The 15,788-nt window shown below is 72.4% G+C and carries 15 protein-coding genes; 9 read left to right on the forward strand and 6 right to left on the reverse strand.

Annotated elements, in window-relative coordinates; genetic code table 11:
* Positions 1-94: 94 nt before the first annotated feature.
* Complete coding sequence (locus LK06_RS10030) at positions 95-682, reverse strand: hypothetical protein (RefSeq protein WP_159025287.1); 588 nt, start codon at positions 680-682, stop codon at positions 95-97.
* Positions 683-1,025: 343 nt separating this feature from the next.
* Between LK06_RS10030 and LK06_RS10035 the strand changes: the two genes are divergently transcribed.
* Together LK06_RS10035 and pepN are read left to right on the forward strand one after the other, a co-directional pair.
* Positions 1,026-2,045, forward strand: coding sequence for an aspartate-semialdehyde dehydrogenase (locus LK06_RS10035; protein WP_039649599.1), 1,020 nt, complete (start codon positions 1,026-1,028; stop codon positions 2,043-2,045).
* Between the two features lie 236 nt (positions 2,046-2,281).
* Positions 2,282-4,858: an aminopeptidase N gene (pepN, locus tag LK06_RS10040; RefSeq protein WP_043433641.1), complete on the forward strand. Its 2,577-nt coding sequence runs from the start codon at positions 2,282-2,284 to the stop codon at positions 4,856-4,858.
* A gap of 349 nt (positions 4,859-5,207) precedes the next feature.
* Here the strand turns inward: pepN and LK06_RS10045 are convergent, their stop codons facing one another.
* A complete protein-coding gene (locus tag LK06_RS10045; protein WP_078858865.1) occupies positions 5,208-6,719 on the reverse strand; it encodes an FAD-dependent monooxygenase in 1,512 nt (503 codons plus the stop codon).
* Between LK06_RS10045 and LK06_RS10050 the strand changes: the two genes are divergently transcribed.
* Both LK06_RS10050 and LK06_RS10055 read left to right on the forward strand, forming a co-directional pair.
* Positions 6,691-6,936 (forward strand): hypothetical protein, encoded by a 246-nt coding sequence (locus tag LK06_RS10050; RefSeq protein WP_043433639.1) that lies wholly within the window; start codon positions 6,691-6,693, stop codon positions 6,934-6,936. The genes LK06_RS10045 and LK06_RS10050 overlap by 29 nt on opposite strands.
* Before the next feature lie 126 nt (positions 6,937-7,062).
* Entirely contained in the window at positions 7,063-7,653 is a 591-nt protein-coding gene (locus tag LK06_RS10055; protein ID WP_039649605.1) for a TetR/AcrR family transcriptional regulator, read from the forward strand.
* 127 nt (positions 7,654-7,780) lie between these two features.
* On the opposite strand, the gene LK06_RS10060 is transcribed toward LK06_RS10055, so the two are convergent.
* The 3 genes from LK06_RS10060 to LK06_RS10070 are packed head-to-tail and all read right to left on the reverse strand — an operon-like array spanning position 7,781 to position 10,529.
* The gene (locus tag LK06_RS10060) at positions 7,781-8,059 is read right to left on the reverse strand and encodes a hypothetical protein (protein ID WP_039649608.1); all 279 of its coding nucleotides are present in this window, start codon (positions 8,057-8,059) and stop codon (positions 7,781-7,783) included.
* A 4-nt stretch (positions 8,060-8,063) separates the two neighbouring features.
* On the reverse strand, positions 8,064-10,274 hold the full coding sequence (malQ, locus tag LK06_RS10065) for a 4-alpha-glucanotransferase (RefSeq protein WP_086083261.1): 2,211 nt from the start codon (positions 10,272-10,274) through the stop codon (positions 8,064-8,066).
* On the reverse strand, positions 10,275-10,529 hold the full coding sequence (locus tag LK06_RS10070) for a hypothetical protein (RefSeq protein ID WP_039649611.1): 255 nt from the start codon (positions 10,527-10,529) through the stop codon (positions 10,275-10,277).
* A 226-nt stretch (positions 10,530-10,755) separates the two neighbouring features.
* Between LK06_RS10070 and LK06_RS10075 the strand changes: the two genes are divergently transcribed.
* The 5 genes from LK06_RS10075 to LK06_RS10095 all read left to right on the forward strand — a co-directional run bounded on the left by LK06_RS10075 (position 10,756) and on the right by LK06_RS10095 (position 15,079).
* A complete protein-coding gene (locus LK06_RS10075) occupies positions 10,756-11,364 on the forward strand; it encodes an RNA polymerase sigma factor (protein ID WP_039649613.1) in 609 nt (202 codons plus the stop codon).
* Positions 11,361-12,275, forward strand: a complete 915-nt coding sequence (locus tag LK06_RS10080; protein WP_043433054.1) for a hypothetical protein — start codon at positions 11,361-11,363, stop codon at positions 12,273-12,275. Before LK06_RS10075 ends, LK06_RS10080 begins: the two co-directional genes overlap by 4 nt.
* A 103-nt stretch (positions 12,276-12,378) precedes the next feature.
* The gene (locus LK06_RS10085) at positions 12,379-13,137 is read left to right on the forward strand and encodes an ABC transporter ATP-binding protein (protein ID WP_039649617.1); all 759 of its coding nucleotides are present in this window, start codon (positions 12,379-12,381) and stop codon (positions 13,135-13,137) included.
* Positions 13,134-14,480 (forward strand): hypothetical protein, encoded by a 1,347-nt coding sequence (locus LK06_RS10090; RefSeq protein ID WP_052269754.1) that lies wholly within the window; start codon positions 13,134-13,136, stop codon positions 14,478-14,480. The genes LK06_RS10085 and LK06_RS10090 overlap by 4 nt, the downstream gene beginning before the upstream one ends.
* Entirely contained in the window at positions 14,477-15,079 is a 603-nt protein-coding gene (locus LK06_RS10095; RefSeq protein WP_039649756.1) for a hypothetical protein, read from the forward strand. The genes LK06_RS10090 and LK06_RS10095 overlap by 4 nt, the downstream gene beginning before the upstream one ends.
* A 73-nt stretch (positions 15,080-15,152) precedes the next feature.
* Here LK06_RS10095 and LK06_RS10100 read toward each other — a convergent pair whose 3' ends face one another.
* Positions 15,153-15,689 (reverse strand): HNH endonuclease, encoded by a 537-nt coding sequence (locus LK06_RS10100; protein ID WP_039649619.1) that lies wholly within the window; start codon positions 15,687-15,689, stop codon positions 15,153-15,155.
* Positions 15,690-15,788: the final 99 nt, after the last annotated feature.

A 15,788-nucleotide genomic window follows, 5' to 3' on the forward strand; every position in this document is an offset into this window, starting at 1 on the left:
GGTGTCCGGACGGACGCCCGCCCCTTGCCGCGCCCTAGTGCGATGCACTGTGGTGCGGTCAGGTGAATGTGGTGCCTCACATGCTGTGCTGTGCTCACGACGGGTGGTCGAAGGGGCAGGTGGTGCGTCGGGGCTCGTGCAGGGTCTCGGTGATCCAGGTCCGGTTGACGGCCACCCGGGTGCTTCCCACGGCCCACAGGCTCGCGCTCGGCTGCCCCTGAGCGACCCGCACGAGGACGTGCTGCCCCCTGCGCGGTGCCGGTTGCGCGCCGGCGTCGAGCAGAAAGCTGACCTCGGCCGGTCCCTGCGCGGGCTTGAAGGAGCGGATCACGCTCAGCGTGATCCGGTTTGCGGAGGAGGACTTCCGCGGCTCCACCTGGGTCACGGTACCCTCCACGACCAGCTGTGAGCAGGCCAGGACACGTTCCGGGTCGGCTGGCCGCCCATCGTCACCGGACGCCCTGCCCGGTGCGTCGGCGGCCTTTTCCGCGCCGTGGTCCCTCCCCGCGGTCATCGCCGTGTCACTGCCCTCCGAGCGCACCACGAACCAGCCGAAGCCGACGACCAGTGAGAAGGCCGCGGCGCCGGCGAGCGAACCCAGCGCGACGCGCAGGGCCCGACCGGGTCGGGACGGCCGGCCCGGGATCAGACAGGCCGCCGGCGGACGGAACGCGTGCACCACGAGCGACACGGGACCCGTGACTGACACAGGGCCCATGAAGGACGCAGGGACAATGGCAGGACGCAGGGACAATGGAGGGGCGCACACGGAGAGGCGTACATCACATCGCTGTGTGGCCGGGGCCCGGGCGGGCAGGGGCGCCACAGCACAGCTTCCGGTGCGGGGACGCGACCGGTGGAACACCTGCGGCTGAGCACGGTCCGCGCCGGAGGTACGGAACCGTCACCCGGGTCACGGTGTCCCACCCCTCGGGCACGCCCGGCAAAGAATTGGACAGGTTGGCCGGGGTCGGCCGCATGATGGAAAGCCCCGGTCAGGCAAGAGACACACAGAGGGAGTCGTCGTGAGGGTCGGAATCGTCGGAGCCACCGGTCAGGTCGGCACGGTCATGCGCAGGATCCTCACGGAACGGAACTTCCCGGTCACCGAGCTTCGTCTCTTCGCCTCGGCACGCTCGGCCGGGACCGTAGTGGACGGCGTGACGGTGGAGGACGCTGCGACCGCCGACTACACCGGCCTCGACATCGTGCTCTTCTCCGCGGGCGGCGCCACCTCCAAGGCGCTGGCCGAGAAGGTCGCCGCACAGGGCGCCGTCGTGATCGACAATTCCTCCGCCTGGCGCAGGGACCCAGACGTCCCCCTGGTGGTCTCCGAGGTGAACCCGCACGCGATCGCCGACCGTCCCAAGGGCATCATCGCCAACCCGAACTGCACCACCATGGCCGCGATGCCGGTGCTCAAGCCGCTGCACGAGGAGGCCGGCCTGGAGGCACTGGTCGTCGCCACCTACCAGGCGGTGTCCGGCTCCGGTCTCGCCGGAGTGGCAGAGCTGCACGGCCAGGTGCAGAAGGTGGCCGCCGACGCCGACAAGCTCACCCACGACGGCGAGGCGGTCGACTTCCCCGAACCGCAGGTCTACCAGCGCACCATCGCCTTCAACGTGCTCCCCCTCGCCGGCACCATCGTCGACGACGGTCTGAACGAGACCGACGAGGAGCAGAAGCTGCGCAACGAGTCCCGCAAGATCCTGGAGATCCCCGGCCTGAAGGTCTCCGGCACCTGTGTGCGCGTCCCGGTCTTCTCCGGCCACTCCCTCCAGGTCAACGCCCGCTTCGCCCGCCCGATCTCTCCCGAGCGGGCCACCGAACTGCTCGCGAAGGCCCCGGGTGTCGCCCTCTCCGACATCCCGACCCCGTTGCAGGCGGCCGGCCAGGACCCGTCGTTCGTCGGCCGCATCCGGCGCGACGAGACGGTCGACAACGGCCTCGCCCTGTTCGTCTCCAACGACAACCTCCGCAAGGGCGCCGCGCTGAACGCGGTCCAGATCGCGGAACTGGTCGCGGCGGAGCTGTCCGCGAAGTAGCCCGCGCGTACGCAGGGGGCGGTCACGGTCGCGTGACCGCCCCCTGCGCCGTCCCGGCCGGCCCGTGCGGTCGGGACCGCCGTCGTCGGCACCGCCCGTACGGCGCGCAGCGCCGTTCTCCTCGTCGGTGGGCAGTCCGAGCCGCCACCCCGCTCGCCGACGGGAACCGGACATCGCGATCCCGGTGGATCCCATGGAAGGATGGCGCAACCGACACATAACGAGGAGATGACCGCGTGCCTGGCACAAACCTGACTCGCGAAGAGGCGCAGCAGCGGGCTGAGCTGCTCACCGTTGACTCGTACGAGATCGATCTCGACCTCTCCGGCGCGCAGGAGGGCGGTACCTACCGGTCCGTGACCACGGTGCGCTTCGACGTCGCCCGCGGCGGCGCCGAGTCCTTCATCGACCTGGTGGCGCCGACCGTCCACGAGGTCGTCCTCAACGACGACCAGCTCGACCCCACCACGGTCTTCGCGGACTCCCGGATCGCCCTGCCGGGGCTGCTGGAAGGACGCAACGTCCTGCGGGTCGTCGCCGACTGCGCCTACACCAACACGGGCGAGGGCCTGCACCGGTTCGTCGACCCCGTCGACGAACAAGCCTACCTGTACACCCAGTTCGAGGTCCCGGACGCCCGCCGGGTGTTCGCCTCGTTCGAGCAGCCGAACCTGAAGGCAATCTTCCGGTTCACGGTGAAAGCACCGGAGGGCTGGACCGTCGTCTCCAACTCGCCGACGCCGGAGCCGAAGGACAACGTCTGGGCGTTCGAGCCGACGCCGCGCATCTCGACGTACATCACCGCCCTCATCGCCGGCCCGTACCACTCCGTGCACAGCGTGTACGAGAAGGACGGGCAGAGCGTACCGCTCGGCATCTACTGCCGTCCCTCGCTCGCCGAGTTCCTGGACTCTGACGCGATCTTCGAGGTGACTCGGCAGGGCTTCGACTGGTTCCAGGAGAAGTTCGACTACCCCTACCCCTTCGCCAAGTACGACCAGCTCTTCGTGCCCGAGTTCAACGCGGGTGCGATGGAGAACGCCGGCGCGGTGACCATCCGCGACCAGTACGTCTTCCGGTCGAAGGTGACGGACGCTGCCTACGAGGGGCGGGCCGCCACCATCCTGCACGAGCTGGCGCACATGTGGTTCGGCGACCTGGTGACCATGGAGTGGTGGAACGATCTGTGGCTGAACGAGTCGTTCGCCACGTACGCCGAGGCCGCCTGCCAGGCGTACGCGCCCGCCTCGCGCTGGCCGCACTCGTGGACCACGTTCGCCAACCAGATGAAGACGTGGGCGTACCGGCAGGACCAGCTGCCCTCCACCCACCCGATCATGGCCGAGATCCGCGACCTCGACGATGTGCTCGTCAACTTCGACGGCATCACCTACGCCAAGGGCGCGAGCGTCCTCAAGCAGCTCGTCGCGTACGTCGGCGAGGACGCGTTCTTCCGCGGTGTGCAGACCTACTTCAAGCGGCACGCGTTCGGCAACACCCGCCTGTCCGACCTCCTGGGCGCCCTGGAGGAGACCTCCGGCCGCGATCTGAAGACCTGGTCGAAGAAGTGGCTGGAAACCGCCGGCATCAATGTCCTGCGGCCCGAGGTGCAGACCGACGCCAACGGGATCATCACCTCCTTCGCCGTCCGCCAGGAGGCTCCAGCTCTGCCCGCCGGCGCCACGGGCGAGCCGGTCCTGCGCCCGCACCGCATCGCCGTCGGCCTGTACGACCTCGACGCCGAATCCGGCAAGCTGGTGCGCACCGAGCGTGTCGAGCTCGACGTCGACGGCGAGCTGACCTACGTGCCGCAGCTGCAGGGCAAGCGCCGCCCCGCGGTCGTCCTGCTCAACGACGACGACCTGTCCTACGCCAAGGTCCGCCTGGACGAGGAGTCTTTGAAGACCGTCACCGAGCACCTCGGTGACTTCGAGGGGTCCCTGCCGCGTGCCCTGTGCTGGGCGTCGGCCTGGGACATGACGCGGGACGCGGAGCTGGCCGCCCGTGACTACCTCGCGCTGGTCCTGTCCGGCGTCGGCAAGGAGTCCGACATCGGCGTCGTGCAGTCACTGCACCGCCAGGTGAAGTTGGCGGTCGACCAGTACGCGGCGCCCGCCGCCCGCGAGTCACTGCTGGCCCGCTGGACCGACGCCACGCTGGCCCACCTGCGCGCGGCCGAGCCGGGCAGCGACCACCAGCTGGCCTGGGCACGGGCCTTCGCGGCGACCGCGCGCACCCCGGAGCAGTTGGATCTGCTGGACGCCCTGCTGGAGGGCACGCACACCATCGAGGGCCTGGCCGTGGACGCCGAGCTGCGCTGGGCGTTCGTGGAGCGGCTCGCGGCGGTCGGCCGGTACGACGAGTCCGAGATCGCGGGCGAGTACCAGCGGGACAGGACCGCGGCCGGCGAACGGCACGCGGCGACCGCCCGCGCGGCCCGGCCCACGCCGGAGGCCAAGGCGGAGGCATGGGCATCGGTGGTCGACTCCGACAAGCTGCCCAACGCCGTACAGGAAGCCGTGATCAGCGGCTTCATGCAGTCCGACCAGCGGGAGCTGCTCGCGCCGTACGCGGACAAGTACTTCGAGGTCCTCAAGGACGTCTGGGACGCCCGTTCGCACGAGATGGCCCAGCAGATCGCCATCGGCCTCTACCCGTCGATCCCGGTGTCCGAGGACACCCTGACCAGGACGGACAACTGGCTGGCCTCGGCCGAACCGAACGCGGCCCTGCGCCGTCTCGTCTCGGAGTCCCGCTCGGGCATCGAGCGAGCGCTGAAGGCGCAGGCGGCGGACGCGGCTGCCGCCGAGTAGCCGTCCGTACACCGACGAAGGGCGCCCGGTTTCCGCCGGGCGCCCTTTTCCGTGCGCTGAGGGGCGACACCCCGCGGACGCAGGTCCTCGGCGGCGCTGCGCAGGGCGTCCCCCCTGGCCGCCGGTGCATCGCCCGCCCCCTCGCGCACCGCGGCCAGTACGTGCTGCGCTGGGCGGCCCGCACCACCGGCGGTCGCCGCCACGGTCCCGCGGCGTCGGGAGGGCCGTACCGCGGACTGCCCGCGCTGGCGCGCGCAGAAGCTGAACGGTCAAAGGCCGCCCTCCCCGCCACCCCGCCAAGGGGACGCCGACGCCCCGGGAAGACGTGGCCCCTCAGGCCCTCAGATCCTCAGGCCTCTCGGATCTCTGGGCCCAGGTGCCGGGTCAGTGCCGTTCCGATCGCCGTGCGGTCGGCGGAGCCGGACGCCCAGGCCACATAGCCGTCAGGGCGTACCAGCACGGTCGTGCGGCGGTCGCTGACCCAACGGGCGGTAGCCAACCGGTCCCCCCAGCCCGCCCCCTCCTGGTACGGCTCCGGGGTGATCAGCACGAACCGGCCGCCGCGCAGGGCCTCGTGCAGCCGGCTGCCGCCGGCGAGGGCGACGTCCGGGACGCGGGTGCCGGTGAGCGGGTGGGCTCCCCGGGGGGCGGGGTAGCGGTAACCGATGCCGGTGACCTGCGCAGTGGCCTTGCGGCGGGCCATGTCGACACGGTTCAGGACGGTGGTGAGCGCAGCGCGGGCGGCCAGTGCCCAGGGCCGTTTGGCCATAGCCAGCCGGACGATGCCGCCGCTGCTGCGCAGCACCTCCCTACCGACCGGGTGTCGCTCGGCGTGGTAGCTGTCGAGCAGGCCGGGCTCCACGTGCCCGCCGAGGACCGCCGCCAGCTTCCAGCTCAGATTCGCCGCGTCCTGTAGGCCGGTGTTCATGCCTTGGCCACCGGCCGGGGTATGCACGTGGGCGGCGTCCCCAGCGAGGAAGACCCGCCCGACCCGGTAAGCGGGCGCCTGCCGTTCGTCGCTGTGGAAGCGGGAGAGCCAGCGGGCATCATGCATCCCGAGGTCCCGGCCGAGCGCGAGGCGCGTGATCTCCTTGACCTCCGCCAGGTCCAGGGGCTCGCGGTCGGAGACGTTGCGGCCGCGGAGCCAGCCGATCACCCGGTAGTAGCCGTCGCCGAAGGGGGCGATGAAGGCGAAGGCGTCGCCGACGGCGTTGACGGTGAGCAGGGACGGGGACTTCTCGGTGAGTCTGACGTCGGCGAGTACCACGGACCGGATCACCGACCTGCCCGGGAAGGGCAGTCCGATCGCCCGCCGTACGGCGCTGTGCATGCCGTCGGTGCCGACGACGTAGGCGGCCCGGAGGATCTGCGTGCGCCCTTCGGAGCCGCGGGCCTCGACCGTCACCCCGCCGGTGCTCTGTGTGAGGCCGGTGAGCTCGGTCCCGTAGCGGAAGTCGACGCCCGCCTCGACCGCGCGCCGCTCCAGGACCTTCTCGACCTCGTACTGCGGGAGGACCAGGAGGTGGTTGAAACGGGAGGGGAGGCCGGCGAGGTCGATGGTGAGCCGGCCGAAGAGGTGGAGGCGGTCGAGGGGTTGCCCCAGGGCCTCCAGGCCGTCGGCGAGGCCGCGGGCGTCGAGCTGTTCGAGGGAGCGGGCGTGCAGGACGAAGGCGCGGGAGAGGTTGCTGATCTCGTGGGGGCGCTTTTCGAGCAGGGTGACCGGGATGCCGGCGGTGGCGAGGTCACCGGCGAGGAGGAGGCCGGTGGGGCCGGAACCGACGACGATCACACGGGAGGCAGCCCGGTCGCGGCGTTCGCGGACCGGGGCACTTGTGGCGTTCGAGGTGTTCGAACCGTTCACCGGGTTCACCGGGTTCGCCGGGTTCGCCGCGCCGAACGCGTTCACCGGGTTCACCGCGCTGGACGCAGGGGACGTGTCGGATGCATTGGGCGTGTCGGATGCATTGGGCGTGTCGGATGCATTGGGCGTGTCGGATGTATCGGATGTATCGGACGTTTCCGAAGTGGTTCCAGTGGTGCCGTTCAAGGTGACCTCCTGGTATGCCTACGCCGATTGACCAACAACCGGTGGTCAACGCTTGATGGCCAACAGTCGTTGGCCATCAAGCGTTGACCACGCTAGGTCCACCAAAAGGACTTGTCAACGCTTGTTGGCCCACGACTGTTGGCCTACGCTTGTTGGTATGAACGGCAGTATGAACACGCACCAAGGGCGTCGCTCCGATGCCACCCGCAGGGCCATCCTTGCCGCCGCCCGCGAACGCTTCGCCTCCGACGGCTATGAGCGGGCCACCATCCGGGCCATCGCCAAGGACGCGCACATCGACCCGTCGATGGTCATGCGGTACTACGGCAGCAAGGACGGCCTGTTCGCGGCGGCCGTCGCGCTCGATCTACGCCTGCCTGACCTCGGCCAGGTGCCACGGGACGAGGTCGGGCAGGCGCTGGTGGGCCACTTCCTGGACCTGTGGGAGGAGAACGAGGAGCTGACGGCAGTGCTGCGGGTCGGTGCCACCAACCAGGCCGGGGCCGAGCGGATGCAGAGCATCTTCCGGGAGCAACTGCTCCCGGTGACCGCACAGGTGTGCCCCGACCCGGAGCAGGTCCCGGCGCGGACCGCGCTGTGCGCGGCACAGTTGCTCGGACTCGCGCTCACCCGCTACGTGCTGCGCCTGCCGCCAGCCGTGGCACTGACGCGTGAGGACATGGTGGCGTGGCTCGGGCCGACCGTGCAGCGGTATCTGACCGCGCCGAGTCCGGCACCGAGTCCCTGAGCAGGCGCGAGAACACCGAGGGCGCCGGCCCCACCCAACGGTTGCGGCATACGCGCGTACCGGCGGGAGGGCGGGCGCCCCTGGTGAGGAAACCTATGGTCCCCTGGTGAGAGAACCTCTGGTCCGATCAGGCCTTGGCCTGGGCGTCGGTCTTGACGCCGGACTTGGACGAAGCCCCGCCCTTCCGGTCGGACTTGTCCAGCACCATCACCAGACCGGCGATGACCACGAACAGCCCGAGCGGGATCAGCACGTAGAGGCCCACGGTCTGGATGACGCTCAGACCCGGGCCGGGGTCGTCACCGTCATCGCGGCTCAGCGCGAGCGCGGGGGACGACATCAGCAGCATCATCAGCGTCGTACCGGCGGCCAGGGCGCCGGCGCGCAGGGCGTTCTTCTTGTCCACGGTCTCAAGTTAGCGAACCGCCGCGCGGGCCGCGCGTCCGGGGTGCGGTAATGGCGGATGCGCTGCACGAGCCGGTCGCGCCGGCCGGGCGCAGTACATCGAGCAGCGCCCTGAGTCGCGGCGAGGCGACCAGGTCCTCCAGGGACACCGGCCGCCCCTGCACGTCGGCAATCGGCAGCCGCCAGTTCGGGTACTGGTCCCATGTGCCCGGCAGGTTCTGCGGGCGTCGGTCGCCGACGCCGTCCGGCAGCCAGACGCCGATCAAGCGGGCCGGGGTGCGCAGCAGGAAGCGGTGGACGGCTCGGATCTCCTCCTCCTCGTCGGAGCCGGGCGGCCCGGCCGCCGGGCTGTGCAGCAGGCCGAGACTGCCCAGCAGAGCGAGCCACTGCGCAGTGTCGGCGGTGGCCTCGGCGCGTTCCTCGGCCACCGGGCGGAGGAGCAGGCCCAGCCGATCACGCAGGCCGACGTGGTCGCCGGTGAGCCGGGCGGCGGTGGACGGCAGGTCGTGGGTGGTGGCGGTGGCCAGGCAATCGGTGCGCCAGCGCTCAGGGGGCAGTGGGCGGCCATCGCCTTCCCAGTCCCGTTCGAACCACAGCACGGACGTGCCGAGCACCCCGCGTCGCTGCAGTGTCTCGCGCACTCCGGGCTCGACGGTGCCCAGGTCCTCGCCGATGACGACCGCCCCGGCACGGGTGGCCTCCAGGACGAGGAGAGCGAGCATGGCGTCGGCGTCGTAACGGACGTAGGTGCCCTCGGTGGGCGCGCCGCCCCGAGGGACCCACCAGAGCCGGAACAGGCCCATCACATGGTCGATGCGCAGTGCGCCGGCGTAGCGGAAGAAGGCACGCAGGAGGTCGCGGTAGGGGGCGTGGCCACAGGACGCGAGGCGGTCGGGGCGCCAGGGCGGCAGGCCCCAGTCCTGGCCGCGGGCGTTGAAGGCGTCCGGTGGGGCGCCGATGGACATGCCGGCGGCGAACACGTCCTGCTGCGCCCAGGCGTCAGCACCGCCGGGGTGCACGCCAACGGCGAGGTCGTGCACGATCCCGACCGGCATCCCAGCCTCACGGGCGACACGCTGGGCGGCGCGCAGCTGGCCGTCGGTGAGCCAGGCGAGGCGGGCGTGGAAGGCGACGCGGTCGGCTAGTCCGGTACGGGCGCGGGCGGTCGCGGCGGAACCGGGGTCGCGCAGGCCGTCCGGCCAGCGGTGCCAGTCGGAGCCGTGGGTCTCGGCGAGGGCGCACCAGGTGGCGTGGTCGTCGAGTGCCTTGCCGTGGGTGGTGCGGAAGTCGTCGTAGGCGGCCTGCCGGCCCGGGCCGAGGGGAACCTCCAGCACCAGCTCCAGGGCCTCCCGCTTCAGTTCCCACACCGCGTCCCGGTCGATGAGGGCGCCCTTGTCGAGGACGTCGGCCCGAAGCCGCCCGGCCCGCTCCAGCAGGGTGTGCAGACGGTTGCGGTCCTCGACGTACGCGAACTCGGGGATGTCCTCGACCCGCAGGTGCACCGGGTCGGGAAAGCGGCGGGAGGAAGGCCGGTACGGCGACGGGTCCGTCGGGGCGCCGGGCACGGCCGCGTGCAGGGGATTGACCTGGATGAATCCGGCGCCGTTGGTGCGTCCCGCCCAGCCGGCCAGCTCGCCGAGGTCGCCGAGGTCGCCCATGCCCCAGGAACGCCGGGAGAGGAGGGAGTACAGCTGGACGAGGAGGCCGTGGGAACGGCCGGGCGGGCCGGGCAGCCGGCTGGGGGCGACGATGAGATGGGCACGGCCGGTTCGCCCGTCGGGCGCGAGGGCGGTCACCCGGTGGACACCGGTCGGGAGGTCAGCGATCCCGTCCCGCTCCTCCCCCTCCTCGGTCTCGACGCGCAGCCGGGTGCCGTCGGGCAGCCCGGCGAGGGCGGCGGGGGACTCGTCGCCGGCCCACTGCACCACCGTGGGCGGCAGCAGACGCTCGCGCAGCTCGCGCTCCCGGTCAGCAAGAGCGGCCCGTACGGCGTCCGGCGTACTTGCGTCGACGCCCAGGGCGGCCAGGACCGCAACCACGGCCGAGGCGGGAACGGTGGCGCTGCGGTCCGGGGCCGGACGGTAGGAGGTGGCGACCCCGTGTAACCCGGCGAGCCGGGACAGATCGACGCCGGCGAGCCGGGACAGATCGACGCCGGCGGGCCGGGACGGATCGGCGCCGGACCGGGACACCCCCTCGTCGTGCGCCGCGGCCATCTACAGTCCCAGGGCGAAGGAGTCCACGGAGTCCGCGACCGGGTCGGACTCGCTGGTCAGCGGGGTGGCGTCGGCGAGCGGGGGTTCGCTGGTGAGGGGTTCGGCGTCGGGCAGCGGCGGCTCGCTGGTCAGCGGTGCCTGGGCGTCGGCGCTCTCCGCGCTGAAGACACACAGCCGTGCCTCGTCGGTCCGGGCGGAGTGGTCCGCCACGCGTTTCCACTGGGCGGGGATCGGAAGGCTAGCCGGTGCGGCCACGGGGGGTCTCCTCGTCGTCGGTACGTCGGTACGTCGGTACGTCGGTGGTCGGTCGGCAGGCGGGCGGGACGTCGGTGTGTCGGATGCCCGGCCTGGAAGGGGTTACGGCAGGCCTACCCCGTGAAGGCGTCGGCACTCGTGACCGCCGCCGGTGCACCTGATGGAGTGGCCGTGATCCGGCTCTGGCCCGCTGACCGATAGAGAGGGTGTGAGACTGTTCCGCCCCATGGGGGGCCAGGAGGAGAAGGCCGGCGGCGCCGACCAGGACGGGGTGCTGTTGCGGGCCGTGGCCTCGGGGGACACGGCCGCGATGGGCACCCTGTACGACCGGCACGCGGGTTGGCTGCACGCCCGGCTGACGCGGCGCTGCGCCGACCCGGAGATGGTGCGCGAGGTGCTGCAGGACACGTTCGTCACGGTGTGGCGGTCGGCGGACGGGCACCGCGGGCAGGAGGCCGGCGGCTGGCTGTGGACGATCGCTGCGCGCCGCCTGGTCGACGCCCAGCGGGCTCAGGAGCGGGTCGCCCGGTTCACCGGGTCGCCACTGGAACCGGATTCGCCCGGGGGGTACGGGTCCGGCACCGCGCCGTCCGCGGAGGACCGGGTGCTGGCCGGACTGGAGTACGGCGACGTCGGCACCGCCCTCGACCGGATCTCCCCCGAGCTGCGCGAGGTGCTGCGGGCGACCGTGGTGGACGGGCTGAGTACCCGTGAGGCGGCCCTGCTGCTCGGCATACCCGAGGGCACGGTCAAATCCCGGGCCCGACGCGCCCGGGCCGAACTACGGGCGGCACTGGCTCAGTTGCCCCCGATCCCGCTGGGAGGCACAGCATGACGAACGGCAACGCGCGCAGCTGGCACGTCTCCGCCGACCTGGCCGCCCGCTATGCCGGGGGGGTGCTGCCGGAGACGGAGGCGTGGTCCCTGGAGAAGCACGTGGAGAGCTGCGCGGGCTGTGCGTCCCGGGTGTCGGAGGCGGTACACGGCACGACGGCCGGGGCGGTGCTCGCCCAGGCACGGAAGGCGGTACTGGCAGCCGCGCCGGAGCCGCCCCGCCTGCCACCGGCACCAGCGGCGACGCCGCCCTCGCGACCGGCACGTCCGAAAGCTCCGGTGGCATCGCGGCTCGCTCGCCTGCTGTGGGCGGCCGGGCCCGCCGTGCGCGGGGCCTGGCTGCCCGCCGTCCTGGTGGTGGCCGGCGGCGCGCTGGGGCTGGCGTACGGCACCGGGTTCCCCGGCGCGCGTGCGCTGCTGCTGGCGGTCGCGCCGGTCGTACCGGTGGCCGGGGTCACGCTGTCCTACGGTCCGCACGCCGACCCGTTGCACGAGATCGCCGCGTCCACCCCGGGTGGTGGGCTACGGCTCGCACTGACCCGTACGGTCGCCGTTCTCGCGGTGAGCCTGCCGCTGCTGACCCTCACCGGCCTGTTGCTGCCCGCCTCCGGTGCCCCGGCCGCCGCAGCCTGGCTGCTCCCCGGGCTGGCGCTGACGCTGGGCTCGCTGGCCCTGGCCTCCTTCCTCGGCTGCCGGACGGCGGCCTGGCTGACGGGAGGCGGCTGGCTGTGCGCGGTGCTGGCCCCGGTGCCCACGTCGCCCGCTGGCGCGAGCACGGCTCGGCTGGCCGGGCAGCTCTCCCGTTGCCTCGACGGCGTCGGCGCCCAGAGCGCGTGGGCGGCGGCAGCCGTCCTGAGCGCCGCCCTGCTGGCTGTCCGCCGGGCGGCCTTCGACCGCCCGCTCGACCAGTGACGGACGTGCCGACGTCCCACCCTCCCGGCTTTCCGTACAGCCGCCGGTTCCGGTGTCTCCACCGGCGGCGCACCCTCCTGGAGAGACCTTGATTGCGATACGTGTGACCGGACTGCGGGTCCGGCACCGCAAGACCCTCGCCCTCGACTCCACCGATCTGGTCCTCGGCACTGGTGTGCACGGGTTACTCGGGCCGAACGGGGCGGGTAAGACCTCCCTGATCCGCGTGCTCGCCACGGTGGCGCGACCAGAGTCCGGGCGGGTGGAGATGCTCGGCGAGGAGATCTCGGACCGCCGCGGACGGGCCGAAGTCCGGCGCCGGCTCGGCTATCTGCCGCAGCAGTTCGGCCACTACCCGGGGTTCACCGTGCGGGAGTTCGTGGCGTACGTGGCCTGGCTGAAGGAGCTGCCCGCCGCGCGGATCCCGGCCGCCGTGGAACGGGCCGTGGCCCGGGTGGGTCTCGGGGACCGCATCGACGCGAAGGTCCGGACGCTGTCCGGCGGGATGGTGCGCCGCGTCGGCATCGCACAGGCCATCGTCAACGATCCCGGCGTACTGCTGCTGGACGAGCCGACGGCCGGGCTCGACCCGGAACAGCGCGTCGCGTTCCGTGAGCTGCTGCGCGAGCTGGGCGGCACGACGACGGTGGTGGTCTCCACCCATCTGGTGGAGGACGTGGCCGCCGCCTGTACGGAGGTCACCCTGCTGGACGCGGGGCGGATCGCCTACCGGGGCACCCCGGAGCAGCTCACCCTGCTCGGGGAGGCCTCCGACGGCCCGGGCGACCACCCGATCGAACGCGGCTACACGACCGCCCTGCGGGCGCACCGTGCCGCGGGTGTGCGGGAGGGCGTGCGATGACCGACGTGGTCGGACCGAAGGCCGTGACCGCCGGACCGGAGGAATCCGTCCGGGCGCCGCACCCGTTGCGCGCCGAGGCCGTGCGCGGTTTCGCTCCCTGGGCCGGGGGCGCAATCTTGCTGACCCTGGGCGCGATGCTGACCGGCGTCTCCACCCGCTGGCAGGGCGACTGGGCGGAGACCGCCGCGGAGGCGCACAACGCCCTGCTGATCACCGTGCCACTGGCCGCCGCCGCTGGCTGCTGGCAGGGCGGGCGGGAGCGGCGGCGCTGCACAGAGGAGCTGTGGGGTTCTGCGGTCCGGTCTCCGCTCGCCCGGTTTCTGGCCTCGGCCTTGCCGGTCGCGTTCTGGGGAGCTGCCGGCTATCTGTGCGCAGTGGCTCTGGCCATGGTGGCCACCTGGCCGTTCTCCCAGGGCGACCGGCCCCACCTGGCCCTGCTGCCGGAGGACACGGTGACCATGCTGGCGGCTGCGGTGGCCGGCCATGTGGTGGGACGGATCGCGCCCACGCGGCTGGCCGCCCCCCTGCTGGCGATGGCCGGGTACGTGGGGCTGGGAGTGGCCGGGACCGGCGACTCGGGTCCGGGTGTCCGCCTCGACCCCGCCTTCCAGGCCCTGGCGGTGCTGCGGCCGGTGTGGTGGCAGCCGGTCGCGATGGCCGGGTGGACGGGCGGGCTCGCTGTGGCCGCGGTACTGGCGCACACAGCCCGGCGCCGGGTGACGGCCCTGGTGCCGCTGGCCGCCGCCGCGGCGGCGGGCGTGCTGCTTGGGCAGGCCGGAGCGGGGCTGTGGCGCGTGGACACGATCGCCGAGCGGCAGGTCTGTGACACCTCCACCACCCCTGCGGTCTGTGTCAGCGCTCGTTACCCGGGCATGCTGCCGCAGGTCAGGGACGCCTTGTCGGGGATCACGGGCAAGCTCAGGGGCGTGCACAACCTGCCCACCCGCTGGGTGGACCGGGGCAGCGACCCGCGTGCCGGCGAGGTCCAGCTGCCGATGCTGACGCCGTTCGGCTGGTCGGTCGTACGAGGGCGGCTGACCGATCCGAAGCAGTACGCGTGGGAGGCTGTGATGGCGCTGCAGCGGCACGACTGTGACGACCCGGACCCACGGAGGGTCAGGGCCGACGATGCGGTGGCCGACTATCTGGCGCCCAACCCGCTGCAGGCCGCCTTCGACCGGGCGGACGGACGGGGCGGCGCGGAACAGCGCGCCGAACTGCGCCGGCGCCGCGCGGCCAGGGCCCGGCTGGCCGGCCTGGGTGAGGAGGAGCGCCGCAGATGGCTGTCCGCGTACTTCGCGACGGCGGGCCGTTGTGGCCCCGCGGGGGTGCCGTCACTGTGACCGGACCGCTGTTGTACGCGCGTTCCCGCGCTGTTCCCCTCACCCTCACCGCACTGATCGGCACCGCGGGCTTCGCGGTGTGGGCCGCCGGTCAGCTGGACGGCTATCTGGACCCCTTCCGCCGCGTGCCGATCGTCGCGCTGGCCCCGCTGCTGGCCTCGGCGGTGATTGGGGCGGGTCTGCACGGCGACTCGGAGGAACTGGACCGCACGGCCGTACGACCGTGGTGGCCGCGGCGGCTGGTGCACCTGGGGGCACTGACCGCACTGGCGGCGGCGTCACTGACGCTCGCGGTGCTCGGGCACGCGGAAACCTTCGGGCCCCCCGCGGTGATCCGCAACACGCTGGGCTGTACCGGCTTCAGCGCGACGGCGGCCGTGCTGCTGGGCGCCCGGCTGAGCTGGCTGCCCGCCTTCGGCTATGTGAGTGCCGTGTACCTGGCCTCCTCGGCGGCGCGCGGGCGTGGCGTCACGGTGTGGGCGTGGCCGGTGCAGCCAGGTGCGCAGACCGGCGCCTGGGCCGCGGCGCTGTCGCTGTTCGCGCTCGGCACCGCCCTGTACGCGGTGTGTGGCGCGCGCCCTGAAGGGCCCCGCGGCTGATCGGGCAGGCCTGCCGCGGGACGTGCCCGGGGACCCACGGGGGTGGCTCCCGGGTGTGCGAAGGCCCGGATCGTCAGGCGGAGATGCCGTCGATCCGGGCCAGGGCGTCATCCGCGCCGTACGGCTGCAAGTAGGGCAACCAGCGCGGGTCCCTATGGCCGGTCCCGATGATGCGCCAGGCCAGTCCGGTGGGCGGGGCGGGCTTGTGCCGCAGTCGCCAGCCCAGTTCGACGAGGTGGCGGTCGGCCTTGACGTGGTTGCAGCGGCGACAGGAGGCCACCACATTGTCCCAGACGTGCTTGCCCCCGCGACTGCGCGGGATGACGTGGTCGACGCTGGTTGCGACGCCACCGCAGTACATGCACCGGCCCCCGTCGCGGGCGAACAGCGCCCGACGGGTGAGAGGAACGGGCCCCCGGTAGGGGACCCGGACGAATCGCTTGAGCCGGACCACGCTGGGTGCGGGGACTGTGACGGTCGCGCTGTGCATATAGGCGCCGGATTCCTCGAGGGAGACGGCCTTGTTCTCCAGGACGAGGACGAGCGCGCGGCGGAGCGGTACGACGCCGAGCGGCTCGTACGACGCGTTGAGGACCAGGACGTGCGGCACGGGTGCCTCCTTGGGCGTCGGCGGCGCGTGGCTCGCGCCGGGACGATCTGCAGTCAGTCTCCCCTCATGCCTGGTCCATGCGCCACCATGTCCCGGTAA

The organism is Streptomyces pluripotens, assembly GCF_000802245.2.
Lineage (GTDB): Bacteria > Actinomycetota > Actinomycetes > Streptomycetales > Streptomycetaceae > Streptomyces > Streptomyces pluripotens.